Genomic DNA, 18,519 nt, shown 5'->3' on the forward strand with positions numbered 1-18,519 from the left:
GAAAATTTAAATGAATATAGCACCTAATATTTTAAACGCTGTAAATGAATGGCTCACGCCTACGTTTGATCAAGAAACGCAGGCAAGCAGTAAAAGAATTAATGACTACCTCTCCAAAAGACCTGGAAGAGAGTTTTTACAAAAACCTAGAATTTGGAACCGGCGGTATGCGAGGTGTTATGGGGGTTGGAAATAACCGAATCAACAAATACACTCTTGGAAAAAATACTCAGGGATTATCTGATTATTTACACAAAGTTTTTCCAAACGAACCTTTAAAAGTAGTTATTGCTTACGACTGCCGTCATAACAGTAATACCTTGGCAAAAGTGGTTGCTGATGTTTTTTCTGCAAACGGAATTCAAGTTTATTTGTTTTCGGACTTAAGACCAACTCCAGAATTATCTTTTGCACTTAAACATTTAGGATGCCAATGCGGTATCGTGCTTACTGCTTCTCATAATCCGCCAGAATATAACGGTTACAAAGTGTACTGGCAGGATGGCGGTCAAATTGTTCCTCCTCAGGATGGTGAAATCATTAAAGTTATCGAAAGTTTAGACTACGATAAAATTAAATTCAATGCAAACGAAAGCTTAATTCAATATATTGATACTGAAATTGACAAAGCGTTTATAAAATCATCTATTGAAAACGCAAGTTTTAATACTCCGGCAGAAGCCAAAGACAATCTTCATATTGTTTTCACTTCGCCGCACGGAACTTCTATAAAATCTATTCCAGATACTTTATCTCAGGCTGGTTACAAAAATGTTCATATTGTACCTGAACAAGCAGTTCCAGACGGGGATTTCCCAACGGTAAAATCTCCAAATCCAGAAGAACCAGAGGCTTTAACAATGGCTTTGGCTTTGGCAGACAAAACAAATTCGGATATTGTTGTTGGAACAGATCCTGATTGTGACCGTTTAGGTGTTGCTGTTAGAAACAATGACGGTAAAATGATTTTATTGAATGGAAACCAAACTATGGTTTTAATGACTTCTTTCCTTTTAAAACAATGGAAAAAAGCAGGTAAAATTAATGGAAAACAATTTGTAGGATCCACTATTGTTTCTACTCCAATGATGATGGAACTGGCAACAAGTTATGGTGTTGAATGCAAAGTTGGTTTGACAGGATTTAAATGGATTGCAAAAATGATCGTAGATTTCCCAGAACTTCAATTTATTGGAGGCGGTGAAGAAAGTTTCGGTTTCATGGTTGGCGATGCTGTTAGAGATAAAGATGCTGTTGTCGCTACTTTATTAATTTGCGAAGTTGTTGCACAAGCGAAAGCCGCAGGAAGTTCCGTTTATAAAGAACTTTTACAACTTTATGTTGAAAATGGTTTTTACAAAGAATTTTTGGTTTCATTGACTAAAAAAGGAATGGAAGGTTTACAGGAAATTAATCAGATGATGATTGATTTACGTCAAAATCCTTTGAAAGAAATTAACGGACAGCGCGTTATTATGGTTGAAGATTATCAATCATCTACTGCGTTGAATTTACTGACAAATGAAGAATCTGTAATGGATATTCCAAAATCAAATGTATTGATTTACTATACAGAAGACGGATCTAAAATTTGCGCAAGACCAAGCGGAACAGAACCAAAAATTAAATTCTATATTAGCGTAAATGCTGAATTAGAATCGGTTCAGGATTTTGATGAAGCGGAAAGTTTCTTAGATCAAAAAAATACAGAATATCATTGCAGATATGCAATTGAAGTAATAAAATGAGTGACAAACTTGACACAAGTGACAACCCCGAACTATTAGACTCAATAATTGGACTAATAGATCAGACGCGCCATTTTGTTGCCAAAACAGTCAATCAGGAATTGACACTTCTATATTGGAAGATTGGAAAAAACATCAATGATGAAATTCTAAAAAACGATCGAGCTGATTATGGAAAGAAAATAATTCCAACATTAAGCGAGGCTTTAACCAATAAATATGGAATAGGTTTCAACAAAAGAAATCTACAAAGCTTTATTAAGTTAAACTCTGTAATACAAGACTTTACAATTTTGCACACACTGTGTGCAAAATTGACTTGGTCTCACATAAGAGCCCTGATCTACATTGAAAACAATATTAAGCGTGAATTCTATATCCAAATGAGTATTCACGAACGCTGGAGTGTACGAACCTTACAAGATCGTATTGACAGCATGCTTTTTGAAAGAACTGCTATTAGCAAAAAGCCGGAAGAAACAATTATTAACGACTTAGCTTTATTAAAAAACGAAAAACAAATCAGTCCAGATTTAGCTTTTCGTGATCCCTATTTCTTAGACTTCTTAGGACTTCATGACAGTTATTCCGAAAAAGATTTAGAAAGTTCCATTTTAGCACAATTACAAAACTTTATTACCGAAATGGGCAGTGAGTTTGCTTTCTTGGCACGTCAAAAAAGAATAACTATAGATGATGAAGACTTTTACATCGATCTGCTTTTTTATCATCGAGGCTTACGCCGACTGGTTGCTATAGACTTGAAATTAGGGAAATTCAAGGCTGGATACAAAGGTCAAATGGAATTATATCTTCGCTGGTTAGAGAAAAATGAACAAAAAGAAGGAGAAAACAAACCAATTGGATTAATTTTGTGCAGTGAAAAATCGCCTGAACAAATTAATTACTTAATGCTGGACAACGACGAACAAATTAAAGTTTCAGCTTATTTAACCCAATTACCAGAAAAAAATTATTGCTGGAAAAACTCGAAAGAGCAATTGCCATCGCAGAAAACAATATCCATAAAAATGAGTAATTTCAAAAAAATAGTTCCTTTTATATACCCATATAAAAAATATGCATTCTTAAATATTTTCTTTAATGTTTTGTATGCACTCTTCAGCACACTTTCTTTTGTGTCATTAATTCCAATGATTCAAGTTTTATTTGATCAAACTAAAAGAAATACTGTAAAACCAGTCTATACTGGAATTACTGAAATCAAGCATTATGCCGAAGATTCTTTGAGTTACTTCATTACGAACACAACAGATACTTATGGCGCCGGACATACTTTAGCAATAATGGTTTCCGTAATTATCACTATATTTTTATTAAAAAACTTATGCGATTATCTAGCCATGTTTTTTATCAATTTCCTAAGAAACGGAATATTGAAAGATATGCGTAACGCGATGTACAAAAAAACACTTGAACTTCCTCTGGCTTTTTATTCTGAAAAAAGAAAAGGTGATGTAATTTCAAGAATTTCCGGCGATGTAAACGAAGTACAAACTTCATTTTTAGCGATCTTGGAACTTATCGTCAAAGAACCTTTAACGATCATATTTACCATTTTTGCAATGCTTTATATCAGCGTTAAGCTAACTGTATTTGTTTTTATTTTTATTCCGATTTCTGGTTATTTAATTTCCCTGATTGGAAAACAACTTAAAAAACAATCTACGAAAGCACAGCAGGAACAAGGAACTTTTCTATCTACAATTGAAGAAACAGTCGGCGGATTAAAAGTTGTAAAAGGCTATAACGCTGAAAACTACTTCAACTCTGTATTTCAAAATTCAACAGACCGTTTTTTCAAACTTTCAAACAGTATAGGAAACAGACAAAACCTTGCCTCGCCAGCGAGTGAATTTATGGGAATTCTGGTGATCACCATTTTATTGTGGTTTGGAGGACAAATGGTTTTAATTGACAAAACTTTAGATGCGGCCTCTTTTATTGGCTACATGAGTTTAGCTTATAACATTTTAACTCCAGCAAAAGCAATTTCTAAAGCTTCGTATGGTGTAAAAAGAGGAAATGCCGCAAGCAGAACGCGTATTAGAAGTTTTAGATCAGGAAAACACAATTGTTTCTAAAGAAAATGCAGTCGAAAAAACGACTTTTGATGATACTATCTCTGTTCAACATGTAAACTTTAAATACGAAGAAGAAACGGTTTTAAAAGACTTTTCTCTTCAAATTAAAAAAGGACAAACCGTTGCACTTGTTGGTCAGTCTGGAAGCGGTAAAAGTACAATAGCCAACTTATTAACCCGCTTTTACGATGTTAATGAAGGAACAATTTCTATTGATGGAATTAACATCAAAGATTTAAATCTTCAATCACTTCGAGGTTTAATGGGATTGGTAACGCAAGACAGTATTTTGTTTAATGACACTATAAAAGCCAACATTGCATTAGGAAAACTAGACGCTACAGATGATGAGATTATTGAAGCACTAAAAATTGCAAATGCTTACGAATTTGTAAAAGACCTGCCGGCTGGAATTTACACCAACATTGGCGACAGCGGAAACAAACTTTCTGGAGGACAAAAACAACGTTTATCTATTGCCAGAGCGGTATTAAAAAATCCGCCGATTATGATCTTGGACGAAGCAACATCTGCATTAGATACTGAAAGTGAAAAATTCGTTCAGCTTGCACTCGAAAACATGATGCAGAACAGAACTTCAATAGTGATCGCCCACAGACTTTCTACTATTCAAAAAGCAGATTTAATTGTAGTCATGCAAAAAGGAAAAATTGTTGAGCAGGGAACTCATGACGAATTAATAGCCCATAACGGAACTTATAATAAATTGGTTACCATGCAGTCTTTCGAATCTTAATACTTATAAATAAAATCAAAATCTGCACAGATTAAGGAAATATTAAAACTCAATTTAATTTCTTTAATCTGTGTTTATTTTTATAACTTTAGGTGAGCTTAAGAATAAATCATTTAACCTCAAAAGAATGTATCTTAACAACCCAAACATCACGCTTACTGAAGATCCTGACACTATAGTTTGGAAATATCTGGATTTGTCTAAATTTTTAGATCTTTTACTTTCAAAGAAATTATTCATGTCACGTTCTGACAAATTTGAAGATCAATATGAAGGTACTTTCAGTGAACCCACTTACGAAGAGATTAAAAAACTAGCAGTCGATAATCCTGATTTTTTAAATTATTACAAAACGCATCGCGAAAAAGTAGCTATAAGCGACTGGCATATTAATGAATATGAATCGTTTGCTATGTGGCAGATTTTCACACAAAATAGTGAAGGATTAGCCATTCAGTCAACCATTGGAAGATTACAGAAAGCTTTAAAACCAGAAAACAATTTTGATCAGTATATTGGTGAAGTAAATTATATCGATTACAAAAAAGAATATATTCCGTTTGATGATTTGTTCTTTCCGTTTTTATTCAAAAGAAAAAGTTTTCAGTACGAACGTGAAGTCCGCATTATTACTGATACTTCAAAAAGCACTTTAAAACTAAACGACGGACTAAAAATTAATGTCGATATTAATCAGTTGATTGAGAAGATTTATATTCATCCCAAATCTGAAAACTGGTATAAAAAACTAGTTATCGAATTGGTCGAACGTCTGGATTTTGGTTTCGAAATTGAGAAATCAGATCTGGAGAGCGATATTTTAATTTGAGTTTTTTTTTAAAGATGCTAAGGTTCTGAGACACTAAGATTCTAAGTTTTTTTTTTTTGCAATAGATTAAAAGAATTAAAAAGGATTTCTTTTTTGATTACAAAAAAAGCCATTTAAAAATCTACATTTTTAAATGGCTTTTTAAGTGTAAGATTCAAAACCTTAGAACCTTAGTATCTCAGAACCTTAAATAGGTTTATAACTTTTAACTTCCCATTTTTTAGAAGTCAAATCTATATAATTATAGTGCAGTACATCATTTTTATCGAATTGACCATTTTGATTGGTGTCTTCGATTGTTCTAAAATACAAACGATTTTTAGATTCTACTAAACTCCAGTCAATCAACTCTTCCAGATCAGCAGAAACTTTAGTGAAACCTTCTCCGCTGATATCACTTAAATACAGAGTTTTAATATCGCTGGTATCTATTTTTCCGTCTTTATTTGTATCAGAATCTGTTAGGGTGTAAACCATAACATTATTATGAGTTTTATCTGCAACTGTTTTTAAATAAGTCGCCGTTAATATCAAAATTGGTTTATCTGACAAAGGACGAATAGAATCTGAATCTACTTTTTGAAATTTTAAATTCTGAAGATAACCTGTGATTTCATATTCGCCTAAATTAGAAATAGTAAAACTTATATCATTTACGCTTGAAGAACCTAATCTGGCTTTTGACCCTTTTTCATAAACCCTTAAATCTCCAACTGGGTGAATTAAATAGTTTGTTCCTTCCATCTGAATTGGCAGATCTGCAATTTCAATCTGAGAAGAATCTGCTTTAGTAATACTTACTTTATTTGAGACGTCATAACTTACTTTTGGCTTTTTAACTTCCTCACGACAGCTTATTACTGTCCCAATGATTCCCAAGGCTATATATTTAAAATACTTTTTCATCTAAACGGATTATATTCGATTATCAAATATACTATTTTTGATTGTAATTCTGGTTTTTATTGAATTTTACTAGTGTAAAGATATTAAGAAGAATAAGTCCGAAATATCCGCAGAAGATTAACTGCCATTTTTGCGCAAAAAATGAAACTTGAAAAACACGTGCTTCTTCTTCTTTTTCTGTTTTTCTGCCCCCAATAAGCCTCGTCGCCTCATTAATTCTCCTGTTCCACAATTCATTGTATGATTTTCAATAGTGTCTTTACGCTTTTTATAAGTGTTATTACTCCCTAAAACATAAATATCATTTTTATTTGTTATCCAAGTTGGAGCTTCTTCTTCAAATAAAATGTCGAGACTGGTAATAAAAGTCTGATAAGGAGATTTTGAACCAAAATGTATTTTAATTCCGTTTATGGTATCTTTTTCAACTCTTAGTTTCCTAAGATAAAGTTTCATTTCGTTTAATCTATCCTTTTCTGACTGGCTTCCATCAAAATTAAATACTTTATATTCCCGCGACGTAGGAAATTTATACTTTTCAAATTCATCATTAACCGGAATGTATAATTCTATCTTATTATAAACCTCAAAAGCATCAACTTTATAAAAATGGTAAAAACAAAATAAGGGGATCAAAACCAAAGAAACCATTCCTGGAACGTAAAAAATTTTCTTTCTTTTTTTACGTTTTTCTATCATAACCTCGCATTAATCTTAACGTTAAAAACTCTAGAAGTCATATAATTTGGAATCGCATATTGATTTTTAGAATACACATCGCGAACCCAAGTATTTGTAATCGCATTTTGATTATTAAAGAGATTGAAAATTTCCAATCCCACAGATAATTCTTTGAAGTTTTTAAGCCAGCTTGTTTTCGTATTCTGCGTACTACTGTCTACAAAAACTTTTGCAAAACCAATATCAGCTCTTCTGTAATCGTTTAATCTGTTTTGGTACAAATAAGGATCTGTGTATGATGGAGCACCGCCTGGTAAACCAGTATTGTAAACTAAATTCAGATACACTTTTACACTCGGAATGTTTGGCATATAATCCTGAAACAACATAGCAAACTTTAAACGCTGGTCTGTTGGGCGGGCGATATACCCTTTGTTTTCGTAATTTTCTTCGGTTTTCATATATCCAAAACTAACCCAAGATTCTGTTCCCGGCACGAATTCTCCGTTCAATCTAAAATCAAGACCTTGTGCGTAAGCTTTCGCATTATTATTGGCGACATATCGAATTCTGACATTATCAATCGAATACACATTGACATCTGAAAGCGATTTATAATAAATCTCAGTCACCCATTTAAAAGGGCGATTCCACATTTTAAAATTATAATCATTTCCTAAAACCACATGAACAGCTTCCTGAGCTTTTACGTTCGGATTTACAACACCATCCAAATCACGAAGTTCCCTATAAAATGGAGGCTGATGATACAATCCGCCCGAAATTCTAAAAACCATATCACGATCCCAATCTGGCTTTATAGCAAATTGCGCACGCGGACTTACAACAGTCTGATTCTTGCCTTCTTCTAAAGCTCCTGAAACATTCCAGCTTTGAAAACGCGCTCCCAAATGATACCAAATCTGACTCGAACCAATTTCAGATTGTTTATTCCATTGCGCATATCCCGAAAAGCGGTTTATTGTATTAAAATTAGTAGCACGAATATCTTTGTAAGGTAAAAGCGGGCCCGCATAAGGCGTATAAGGCTGATTGTTTTCTGGCAGAATATCCAGAGGTGGATTTATAGAAAAACCTGCTGAGTCAATCATCTCCCACTCTACCACTCTATCTCGAATTGATTCTCTAGTGTATTTTAAACCAAATTCCAGCTGGCTCTCTTTCCACTCTTTTGTTCCTTTCAATTCAATATTGGCAATTAATGCATCCAAATCGTTACGAGCATGACTTAACTGCGAACCAATTCCGCGTGTAAAATCAATTACCGATGGATTTGTTGGATCTTCAGCATTAACATTTCCTAAACGATACTGCGCCAAGATATCGAAATGTTCCTTTTCTGTGGTATGAAATAAAGATCCGATTAATTTTAAAGTCAGCGAAGGCGAAACTTTATAAGTTGTTTTTAAAGCGCCAAAATAAGTATCGTATTGGTCTTTTTCCTGACCTTGATAATAAACAGCAAGTGCCATTGGCTGATCGATAGTTCCAAATTTTGTTTCGCCGGTTAACGGCTGGTACAAATATTTATTCTGCGAAATATTACCTAGAAAACTCATCTGCCATTTTTCAGAAATATCATAATTAATATTCGTCTGAACATCTGCAAAAGTCGGCGTATAATTTGTCTGCGTATCTTGGCTATTTACCAAGAGACTATTATTTCGATAACGAACTCCGGTAACGGCAGACCATTTTTTATTTTTAGAAACCAAATCTACAGAAGCACTTCCTCCTAAAAAACTAGCTTCAAAAGAAGCACCAAATTGTGTTGGCTTTCTATACGTGATATCTAAAACCGAAGATAATTTATCGCCAAATTTTGCTTGAAATCCACCTGCCGAAAAATCAACATTCTGCACCAAATCTGTATTCGTAAAACTCAACCCTTCCTGCTGTCCCGAACGAATTAAAAACGGACGATACACTTCGACTTCATTTACATAAACTAAGTTTTCATCGTAATTCCCCCCGCGAACCATGTATTGTGTACTTAATTCGTTATTGGAATTTACACCTGGAAGCGTTTTTAAAACATTCTCAATTCCCGCATTTGCACCGGGAATCTTTTTTATGGTTTCGGTGTCAATTGTTGCAATTCCTTGAACACGTTTTCTATTTCCCGAAGAAACGAAAACCTCTCCCATTTGTTCCTGAGAATTATTCATAATCGGATTAAAAATAAACTCTTCATTGTTTTTCAAACTGACCGTCAAACTGATCATCTTTAAAGAAACATGGGTAAATATCAGAGAAACTTTTTTATTGGAAGGAACAGCAATTTCATAAAAGCCATTCCTATCTGACTGCGCCACGTTGCCCTGCGAAGAAATATTAACACCTGACACCGGATGTTTCTCTGTATCTAAAATCACTCCTTTTATACGAGCATTTTGAGCAAATGCAATACAGCTGAAAAACAGAAAAAAGAAAGCGAATATAAATCTATTGTAATTCAAAGATTTGAGTTTTATTTTTGTTGACTTCTAAAAAAATGAGTTTCAAAGATAGCAGTATTTCCTACATTGTCAACAACTTCTACTTTTAAAAAGTTTTCACCTTCCGTCAAATATTGATCATCAAAAGTGTGCGTGATTTTTCGCGTTTTATTTTCATACTCAAACAAAACCCAGCTTCCATTTAAGTAACCATTGTACGATTTTATTCCAGAAGAAGAATCGCCAATTGTAAGCTCAATTTTTTTCTGGTCACTAATCCATTTTCCTTCAACTGGTTTGGCAATTCTTATAACTGGAGCAATAGTATCTAATACTAAACCGTACTGCCCTAAAATTTTTGCTTTTGCTGTAAATACATCACCTTTTCTAATTGTTCCATTAAAACTTGTACCTTTTCCAATATAAAGTTTATCACGTAAATTTTCAGGATACGAATCGTCTTTGATTGTTATGGTAAAATTAGAATGTACAGGAACGGTATCGTCATGAATGTAAATTTTCTTATTTCGAACATCAAAGTTCATATTAAAATCTTCATAGAAAGTTCCAGCAGGAAAAAATACAGACATATTGTCCTTCTCAAAATTAGAATCTTTATTATATCGCACAAAATATGGACCTGTAACCGGTTCCGCTTGCACAAGCGGAGTTGCAGTATCGTATTCAATTGGCACTGTAATCGAATTTAAATTACCGAAATAATCTGAAACTTCAATTCTGTAATTTGATGCCAAGTTTGGTTCTGGCGTGATAACTCCGTACTGAGAATCTGTTTTAATTATGCTTAAAGCGAAAGGCGTTTTCATAAAAAGTTTCTGAACTCTCTGACTTGTTTTTTTATACCTCGAATAATCTATAAAAGCATTGATATAACGCATTTCATCAAATGAGTACGTATTAAATTGATAATTATAGTTCGGATTTCCATTTAAAAAAGTCGAGACATTAAAAACACCATTTTTGTTATACGAAACATCATCTGTATCTACAGCGTTAATTCCGAAACCAATTTTACCGTTTGCTTTTACTTTTGATGCCAGATAAGTTCCATCTTTTTGCAGTGCCATGTTAAGCAACAAAGGCTGTTTAGACTGATTAACAGTTGCATTGTCCAGCGGATAAACATACAAACTTGACAAAGTCGGCTTTTTAGTATCTTTTATATTTTGGTCAAAGCCAAAGAAAATCGGATTGATTACAAATTCTGTTTTGCTGTCGCGAATCTCAAAATGAAGATGCGGCCCTTCTGAAGAACCTGTGTTACCAGAAAGTCCAATAATTTGTCCCTTTGTAACCGGAAGTTCATCAGGCTTTAGAAACATCTCAATTTCATATGCTTTTTCTTTGTAATGTGTGTTTTTTACATAATCAAGAATTGTCCCAACCGGTGTTTGTAAATGCCCGTAAACAGACGTATATCCGTTAGGATGCGTGATGTAAATACACTTCCCATTTCCGTAAGTTGAAATTTTAATTCTCGAAACATAACCATCAGCAATTGCATGAACACTTAGTCCTTCTCTCTGGTTTGTTTTTAAGTCAAAACCAGCATGAAAATGGTTCGGTCTCAACTCTCCGAAATTACCAGAAAGCCGCATTGGAATATCAAGCGGAGCACGAAAATAATCTTTAGGATATTGTGTTTGGGCAAATAGAAAATGACAGGATAAAAGGGCTAGTATAGATAATCTCATAAAAAAATATTTTTGCTAAAATAAAAAATTAACAGGTAAAAACCTAGAAAACAAACTTAATAACACAATATACTGAATTTCATTTATTTGTCTCTTTTTAATGTAAAAAATTCGATAAAAAATTGCATTAATAAAAAGGAATACTAACTTTGTAGGATTAAGTAATGAATAGGATGTATAATGAGTGTAATTGCAGAAATAATTGATACTCTTGAATATAAAGTCGAAAAGCTTTTTGAAAAATCAAAAGGTTTGGAGAAAAACAATCAAGCGCTACGATTAGAACTAGCCAAAGTCGCGCAAATTATCCAGAAACAATCTGAAGAAATTGAAGCTTTGAAAAAGCAAAATGAAACACTTAAGATAGCCAATTCGTTGCTTGGCGACGACAATAACAAGAGAGAGACAAAGCTTAAAATAAATTCATTAATTCGCGAAATTGATTACTGTATAGCACAACTATCAGATTAGTAATATGGACGGAAAGCTTAAAATCAAAATATCAATTGCAGACCGCGTTTACCCGTTAACGGTTGAACCTGCTCAAGAAGAAGGACTAAGAAGTGCTTCTAAAAAAATTGATGCTATGATAAAGCAGTTCGAAGAAAATTACGCAGTTCGTGACAAACAAGATGTACTAGCGATGTGCGCATTGCAATTTGCATCGCAAGTAGAACAAAAACAAATTGATAACGCAATCGATGGAGAAGACACCATTGAACGAATTAAAAAATTAAATTTGCTTTTAGATCAATATCTCGAAAATTAAACGTTCTTTACAAGAAACTAAGATACTGCCTACATTAGTTCACAATTGGTAAACTCAACACTAACAATTTAGAATGAGCAAATCGTCGCTACTATAGTATGCCCAGCTTTGACCGGGAAACTTGAACAGTGAGTTAGCTCAAAACTTGTCTTTACGAGTTTATTCAAGCAATTAATGTAGGCTTTTTTTATATATAAACCCTAACAAACATGGACATCATAACGATCATTATTGGTATTGTAGGTATTGCGACAGGATTCGCAATAGCTAAAATTATCGAGAAAAGTAATATTTCAAACCTAATCAAAAACGCTAAAAAAGAAGCGACTTCAATTTTAAAAGACGCTAATTTAGAAGCCGAAAATATTAAAAAAGACAAAATTCTTCAAGCAAAAGAAAAATTCATTGAATTAAAATCAGAGCATGAACAAGTTATTTTAGCACGAGACAAAAAAGTAGCTGAAGTAGAAAAGCGTGTGCGCGATAAAGAATCTCAAGTTTCAAATGAGCTTTCTAAAGCTAAAAAAGTAAATGATGATTTTGAAGCTAAAACAGCGGAATATCACAACAAAGTTGAAGTTTTAGACAAAAAACAAGCTGAAGTTGATAAACTTCACAAAAGTCAATTACAACAATTAGAAGTAATCTCTGGTCTTTCTGCTGAAGAAGCAAAAGAGCAATTAGTTGAAGGTTTAAAAGCTGAAGCTAAAACTAAAGCGATGTCTCATATTCAAGAAACAATTGAAGAGGCTAAACTTACAGCACAGCAAGAAGCTAAGAAAATTATCATCAACACTATCCAAAGAGTTGGTACAGAAGAAGCAGTAGAAAATTGCGTTTCTGTTTTCAACATTGAATCTGATGATGTGAAAGGAAGAATTATTGGTCGTGAAGGACGTAACATTAGAGCGCTTGAAGTCGCAACTGGAGTGGAAATCATTGTTGATGACACACCAGAAGCGATTATCCTTTCTTGTTTCGATCCTGTTCGTAGAGAAATTGCTCGTTTGTCTTTACACAAATTAGTAACTGACGGACGTATTCACCCTGCAAGAATTGAAGAAGTGGTTGCTAAAACTGCTAAACAAATCGACGACGAAATCATAGAAGTTGGAAAACGTACGGTAATCGACTTGGGAATTCACGGTTTACACCCAGAATTAATTAAGGTTGTAGGTAGAATGAAATACCGTTCTTCTTACGGACAAAACTTATTACAGCACTCAAGAGAAGTTTCTAAACTTTGCGGTATCATGGTCGCAGAATTAGGACTGAATGTAAAATTAGCTAAAAGAGCTGGTTTACTTCACGATATTGGTAAAGTGCCAGATACAGAAAGTGATTTACCACACGCGCTTTTAGGTATGCAGTGGGCTGAGAAATACGGTGAAAAAGAAGAAGTATGCAACGCAATTGGTGCGCACCACGACGAGATCGAAATGAAATCATTGTTGTCTCCAATTATCCAAGTTTGTGATGCTATCTCTGGAGCAAGACCAGGTGCAAGACGTCAGGTACTGGATTCTTACATCCAGCGTTTGAAAGATCTTGAAGATGTAGCGTACGGATTTAGCGGTGTAAAAAATGCCTATGCAATTCAAGCAGGTAGAGAACTTCGTGTAATTGTAGAAAGCGAAAAAGTTTCAGACGATAATGCAACAAACTTATCTTTTGAAATTTCACAAAAAATTCAAACAGAAATGACTTATCCTGGTCAAGTAAAAGTGACAGTTATTAGAGAAACTAGAGCTGTTAATATTGCTAAATAATCTAGGTATTTTGTATAAAAAGAAAGGCTGTCGATTTATTTCGACAGCCTTTCTTTTTATCTCTAATCTAAGCTTTACATATCATTAAAAACAATTTTAAAGCTGGTTCCTACTCCTACTTCACTTTCTACCAAAACTGTTCCTTTCATCGCTTCAATTTGATTTCTTGTAATATACAATCCAATTCCGCGGGCTTCTTCGTGTTTGTGAAAAGTTTTATACATTCCGAATAACAAATCTCCATAAACTTTTAGATCGATCCCCAGACCATTATCAGTTATCTTAAGCGACTTAAAATCTTCGGGCTCTATCGCAAAATCAAAAACAATCACAGGATCTCGATCCGGATGCGCATATTTTATTGCGTTTGTGGTAAAGTTCAACAAAACGCTTTCCATATAGGCCGGATTAAAATTAATCGTTAGATATCTTGGAACATTGTTTATAATCGTCACGTTACGCTGTTTATCATACCCTTTAATCGTCGATATAGTTTTTTCGATATACTCACACAACTTCAACGGAACAACAGCGATATTGATATTGCTCTGCGTTTTTACAATCTGCGTCAGATTTGAAATTGTTTCATTTAGATCATTAGAAACTGTTCGCAGATGTTCCAGCATTTCTTCGACGGTCTGCTTATTCACATCGGCATCAATAAAATCCAGAATCGATTTTATATTTCCCGCCTGAGTATTTAAATTATGCGAAACGATATGCGAAAAATTCAACAAACGACTGTTTTGATCGCTGTACAATTTCATCGTTTTTAAAAGCTCCAATTCCTTTTCTTTTTGAGCAGAAACATCCGTATGCGTACCAATTACGCGCAGAGGTTTTCCGTTTTCATCACGTTTAATTACTTTCCCACGGTCCAAAATCCATTTGTAATTACCGCTCGATGTCATTACACGATGGTAATTTTCGTAGTATGGAATTTTATTATCAAAATGTTCCTGAATATCAGAGTAATATTTTGGAAGATCGTCAGGATGCACAATTTTATCCCAACGCTCTGGATCATCAAAAATATCAGAAGATTCTAATTCTAAAATCTTAAGGGAAAGCGAAGAGTAAAAAACACTATTTGTTACCATATCCCAATCCCAGACACCAGCAGTAGAAGCATCAAGAGCAAATTGGAAACGTTCTTCAGATATTCTAAGTTTTTCTTCTTTGTCTTTTAATTCTGTTATATCCGCAACGTGGCCGTAAAAAACCACTTTACCTCCTAAAGTCGATTCCGTTTTTGAAGTAATTCTAAACCAGCGAGTTCCTTTATTAGGAAGAACCGCTCTAAATTCAATTTCCCACGGCTTAACTTTTCTTTTAGCTTCGACTAGAGAATGAAAAAAACGCTCACGATCATTTGGCACTATTCGGTCGAAAATTATAAACTTTATATCATTAGTAAAATCTGCCGCAGAAAGTTCAAATATTTCATCTGCTGATTTACTTACAAGTGGAAATGAATAATTATTATCTGCATCAATAATAAATTGAAAAAGCACGTCAGGCATTTCGGCCAACAATTTTTTATAAAAATTATTTACCTCTAAGCAATCGTCATTTCCATATAAATCAAAAACCATATAACACTTTTTTATGTAAATAAAACATTCGTAACATTTATTCTAAAAAATAAAATAAAATCACAAATTAATTCTTTTTTTGTTTTTATTAAAACAAAAATTTAACACAATATATTAATTTTTACGAGAAGATAAACGCAAGAATGATAAAATTATTTTCTTGGATGAAAACTATGCATTACTTCTTTTAAAAAACTGCGATCTAAATGAACATAAATTTCCGTTGTTGTAATAGATTCGTGACCTAACATTAATTGAATTGATCTTAAATCTGCACCGTTTTCTAACAGATGCGTTGCAAAAGAATGACGCGGCGTATGCGGACTTATATTCTTTTTTTAACCCAACTTTTTGCGCCAGATCTTTGATGATCGTAAAAACCATTGCCCTCGTTAAATGATTTCCTCTTCTATTTAAAAACAAAGTATCTTCGGCACCTTTTTTAATATTCAAATTAGAGCGAATGGCATTTTTATAAATATCAATATATTTTTGGGTTAGCGGGCCAATTGGAACAAATCGCTCTTTGTTTCCTTTTCCCGTTATTTTAACAAAACCTTCATCAAAAAACAAATCGGAAATTTTGAGCGAAACCAATTCAGAAACCCGAAGTCCGCATGACCGTATAAAGTTTCGAGCATTGCCCTGTTTCTTTCACCTTCATTTGTACTTAAATCTATTGCCTCTATGAGATTATCTATTTCTTCAAGCGACAGTGTATCAGGTAATTTACGTCCCGTTTTGGGCGCTTCAATTAATTCCAGCGGATTATCATTTCTATAATCTTCAAAAACCAGATAATTAAAAAAGCTTTTTAAACCAGAAATAATCCTTGCCTGAGATCTTGGATTAACTTCTTTTGCTACTGCATAAATAAATTGCTGTAAGGTTTCGTCCGAAATTTTAATTGGAGAAATGTCAATTTGATTGGCTTCTAAGAACAAACATAAACGCTCAATGTCAAAACCATAATTTTCAATAGTATTTTTAGACAATCCTCTTTCTATCCTCAAATACGATTGATAATCTTTTATATATCTACTCCAATTCATATTTACAAAGTAAGTCATTTTTCTGCATAAAAAAACCTTCCATATTGAGGAAGGCCTTTTTAAATATTCTAAATGGGAATATTAAAATTTATACGCTAAAGACAATGCTAAAACACTATTTTTTGAGCTGTCGTAATAATCGTAAACATCCTCATAATCTCTATCAATAACCCCAGACAAACCTACTGTATAACGTAATCCTACAGAAATATTATCCGTGAAATTGTATCCAGCTCCAAAATTAAATCCGAAGTCTGTTGATTTGTAGAAATCTTTTGCATCGTCTCTTCTATCTTTAGCTGAAGCTAAAAAACCTATTTGAGGTCCTGCCTCTACGGTAAATTGTTGAGTAACATAAAATTTAGCCAAAACTGGAATGTTAATATAATTCAACTTATATGCCCCACCATTATTACCTCCATCAACATTATATCTCGCTCCCTGCTCAGAAAACAAAACTTCAGGCTGAATGGATAATTTTTCGATAATTTTAATTTCTGCGAAACCGCCAACGTGAAAACCAGCTTTTAGATCAGTATTAACATCTCCAGTAAAGTTGGTAAGGTTAAGACCTCCTTTTACTCCATATCTTGTTTGTTGGGCGTTAGTAAATCCAAATGCCATCACTGCAATAGCAGTTAAAATAATTTTATTCATTTATAGTTCGGATTAAATTTGTTTCGCCAAATATAAACCAATTTATGTTTTAACAATAAAAAAGCCATAAAAAAACCTTCCTGAATAAGGAAGGTTTTATATTATTTTTCTTTAAAAAAATTTAGAATTTGTATGCTAAAGATATGGCAAGGTTACTATTTTTAGCACTATCATAATAATCATCTGCATTATCCACATCTTCATCGGTTAAAGGAGATAAACCAATAGTATATCGAAGACCTACTGAAAGATTATCTGTAAAATTATATCCAGCTCCAATGTTAAAACCAAAATCTACCGATCTTGTAAAATCTTTAATATCATTATCTTCTGCTTTAGCTGATAATAAAACTCCTAATTGAGGACCCGCTTCTACACTAAATTTATTATCTACAATATAGTATTTTGCAAGTACAGGGATATTCAAGTAATTTAATTTAAAATCAACATCTCCTCCGAAACCTCCATCCACTTTTGCTCCTTGAGTCGAAAACAAAAGCTCAGGCTGAATAAAAAACTTCTCTACAATATTAATTTCAGCAAAGCCTCCAACATGAAAACCGACTAAAGTCTTAGTATCTTCAACATCTCCTCCAACTATTGTTGAAAGGTTAAGACCTCCTTTTATTCCAAATCTTGTTTGTTGTGCATTTGCAAAACCAAATGCCATTACCGCTATAGCAGTTAAAATAATTTTCTTCATACTATTTGTTTTGGGTTAAATTTTAATTAATCAAATATAAAAATATTCTTCATAAAAAATGATTTGGAATTTAACAAATAAAATAGTAATATATGTATAAACTGTTATATGATACTTTAATTGTTTTAAATTTATTAATATAAAACAAAAAAGCCTTCCTCATTATGAGGAAGACCTTTCAAAAAAACTAACTAAATTTTTTTTATTTAGAATTTGTAGATAACTCCAAAGCTAACATCTCTTAAATCAGTACCAAGACCAAATCTATTAGTTTTATCAGCTCCGTCTCCCCCGTTATTATTTACACTATATCCTAAACCAGCCCAAGTAGCTTCAATAGCAAAATGGTTAGATAAGAAATAGCTTAAACCTAATCCTACATTTACACCAAGTTCATTAGATTTAAAATCTCCAGCTTTGTAGTTGGTAAAATCTAATCCAGCTTGACCATAAACTGAAAATTGAGAAGCAGGAGTAAAGTAGTATCTACCGAAAGCACCAACTGTAAATGCATTTTGTTTTACATCATTCTCTTTACTAGAGCCAAAACCTAATTTTGCTCCAAGAGCAACATTTTCAGAAACAAAATAACCTACACTTGGAACAAGCGTAAAATCATTTGATTTAGCATCTCCTGTTTTTTCTGTCCCTACATTAAACGCTCCAGAAATAAATGCATCACCTTTAGAGAATCCTGTTGTTTGTGCATTAGCGGCGCTAAATCCCATTACTGCAATAGCGACTAAAATAATTTTTTTCATGATTTATATTTTT

At 33.3% G+C, this 18,519-nt stretch carries 12 protein-coding genes and 4 pseudogenes; 7 read left to right on the forward strand and 9 right to left on the reverse strand.

Annotation, left to right across the window (positions count from 1 at the left end; all coding sequences use genetic code 11):
• Positions 1-10: 10 nt before the first annotated feature.
• The 4 genes and pseudogenes from ACZZ95_RS00560 (at position 11) to ACZZ95_RS00575 (ending at position 5,439) form a co-directional block, all read left to right on the forward strand.
• Positions 11-1,740: pseudogene (locus tag ACZZ95_RS00560) on the forward strand (phospho-sugar mutase).
• Between the two features lie 4 nt (positions 1,741-1,744).
• Positions 1,745-2,662 (forward strand): annotated as a pseudogene (locus ACZZ95_RS00565) (PDDEXK nuclease domain-containing protein); the annotation flags it as partial.
• A 117-nt stretch (positions 2,663-2,779) separates the two neighbouring features.
• A pseudogene (locus tag ACZZ95_RS00570) lies at positions 2,780-4,610 on the forward strand (ABC transporter ATP-binding protein).
• 127 nt (positions 4,611-4,737) lie between these two features.
• On the forward strand, positions 4,738-5,439 hold the full coding sequence (locus ACZZ95_RS00575) for a DUF2971 domain-containing protein (protein WP_463467628.1): 702 nt from the start codon (positions 4,738-4,740) through the stop codon (positions 5,437-5,439).
• A 186-nt stretch (positions 5,440-5,625) separates the two neighbouring features.
• Here the strand turns inward: ACZZ95_RS00575 and ACZZ95_RS00580 are convergent, their stop codons facing one another.
• The 4 genes from ACZZ95_RS00580 to ACZZ95_RS00595 all read right to left on the reverse strand — a co-directional run bounded on the left by ACZZ95_RS00580 (position 5,626) and on the right by ACZZ95_RS00595 (position 11,200).
• A complete protein-coding gene (locus tag ACZZ95_RS00580; RefSeq protein WP_095952160.1) occupies positions 5,626-6,345 on the reverse strand; it encodes a CREC-EF hand family protein in 720 nt (239 codons plus the stop codon).
• Between the two features lie 117 nt (positions 6,346-6,462).
• Positions 6,463-7,044, reverse strand: coding sequence for a hypothetical protein (locus ACZZ95_RS00585; protein ID WP_463467629.1), 582 nt, complete (start codon positions 7,042-7,044; stop codon positions 6,463-6,465).
• Positions 7,041-9,506, reverse strand: a complete 2,466-nt coding sequence (locus ACZZ95_RS00590) for a carboxypeptidase-like regulatory domain-containing protein (RefSeq protein ID WP_463467630.1) — start codon at positions 9,504-9,506, stop codon at positions 7,041-7,043. The genes ACZZ95_RS00585 and ACZZ95_RS00590 overlap by 4 nt, the downstream gene beginning before the upstream one ends.
• An 11-nt stretch (positions 9,507-9,517) precedes the next feature.
• Positions 9,518-11,200: a M23 family metallopeptidase gene (locus ACZZ95_RS00595; RefSeq protein WP_463467631.1), complete on the reverse strand. Its 1,683-nt coding sequence runs from the start codon at positions 11,198-11,200 to the stop codon at positions 9,518-9,520.
• Between the two features lie 180 nt (positions 11,201-11,380).
• On the opposite strand from ACZZ95_RS00595, the gene ACZZ95_RS00600 reads away from it, so the two are divergent.
• The 3 genes from ACZZ95_RS00600 to rny all read left to right on the forward strand — a co-directional run bounded on the left by ACZZ95_RS00600 (position 11,381) and on the right by rny (position 13,738).
• The gene (locus ACZZ95_RS00600) at positions 11,381-11,671 is read left to right on the forward strand and encodes a hypothetical protein (protein ID WP_463467632.1); all 291 of its coding nucleotides are present in this window, start codon (positions 11,381-11,383) and stop codon (positions 11,669-11,671) included.
• A 4-nt stretch (positions 11,672-11,675) separates the two neighbouring features.
• The gene (locus tag ACZZ95_RS00605; protein WP_095952165.1) at positions 11,676-11,969 is read left to right on the forward strand and encodes a cell division protein ZapA; all 294 of its coding nucleotides are present in this window, start codon (positions 11,676-11,678) and stop codon (positions 11,967-11,969) included.
• A 209-nt stretch (positions 11,970-12,178) separates the two neighbouring features.
• Positions 12,179-13,738 carry a ribonuclease Y gene (gene rny, locus ACZZ95_RS00610; protein ID WP_463467633.1) on the forward strand — a complete coding sequence of 520 codons (1,560 nt, stop codon included), beginning with the start codon at positions 12,179-12,181 and terminating at the stop codon, positions 13,736-13,738.
• Positions 13,739-13,812: 74 nt separating this feature from the next.
• On the opposite strand, the gene ACZZ95_RS00615 is transcribed toward rny, so the two are convergent.
• From ACZZ95_RS00615 to ACZZ95_RS00635, 5 genes and pseudogenes are all read right to left on the reverse strand, one after another.
• On the reverse strand, positions 13,813-15,333 hold the full coding sequence (locus tag ACZZ95_RS00615; RefSeq protein WP_463467634.1) for a sensor histidine kinase: 1,521 nt from the start codon (positions 15,331-15,333) through the stop codon (positions 13,813-13,815).
• Between the two features lie 152 nt (positions 15,334-15,485).
• Positions 15,486-16,385 (reverse strand): annotated as a pseudogene (gene xerD, locus ACZZ95_RS00620) (site-specific tyrosine recombinase XerD).
• Between the two features lie 81 nt (positions 16,386-16,466).
• Positions 16,467-17,042: a porin family protein gene (locus ACZZ95_RS00625; RefSeq protein WP_463467635.1), complete on the reverse strand. Its 576-nt coding sequence runs from the start codon at positions 17,040-17,042 to the stop codon at positions 16,467-16,469.
• Positions 17,043-17,163: 121 nt separating this feature from the next.
• Positions 17,164-17,745 carry a porin family protein gene (locus tag ACZZ95_RS00630; protein WP_095952169.1) on the reverse strand — a complete coding sequence of 194 codons (582 nt, stop codon included), beginning with the start codon at positions 17,743-17,745 and terminating at the stop codon, positions 17,164-17,166.
• Positions 17,746-17,951: 206 nt separating this feature from the next.
• A complete protein-coding gene (locus tag ACZZ95_RS00635; RefSeq protein WP_463467636.1) occupies positions 17,952-18,506 on the reverse strand; it encodes an outer membrane beta-barrel protein in 555 nt (184 codons plus the stop codon).
• Positions 18,507-18,519: the final 13 nt, after the last annotated feature.

It is taken from the genome of Flavobacterium sp. AC267 (assembly GCF_979258715.1).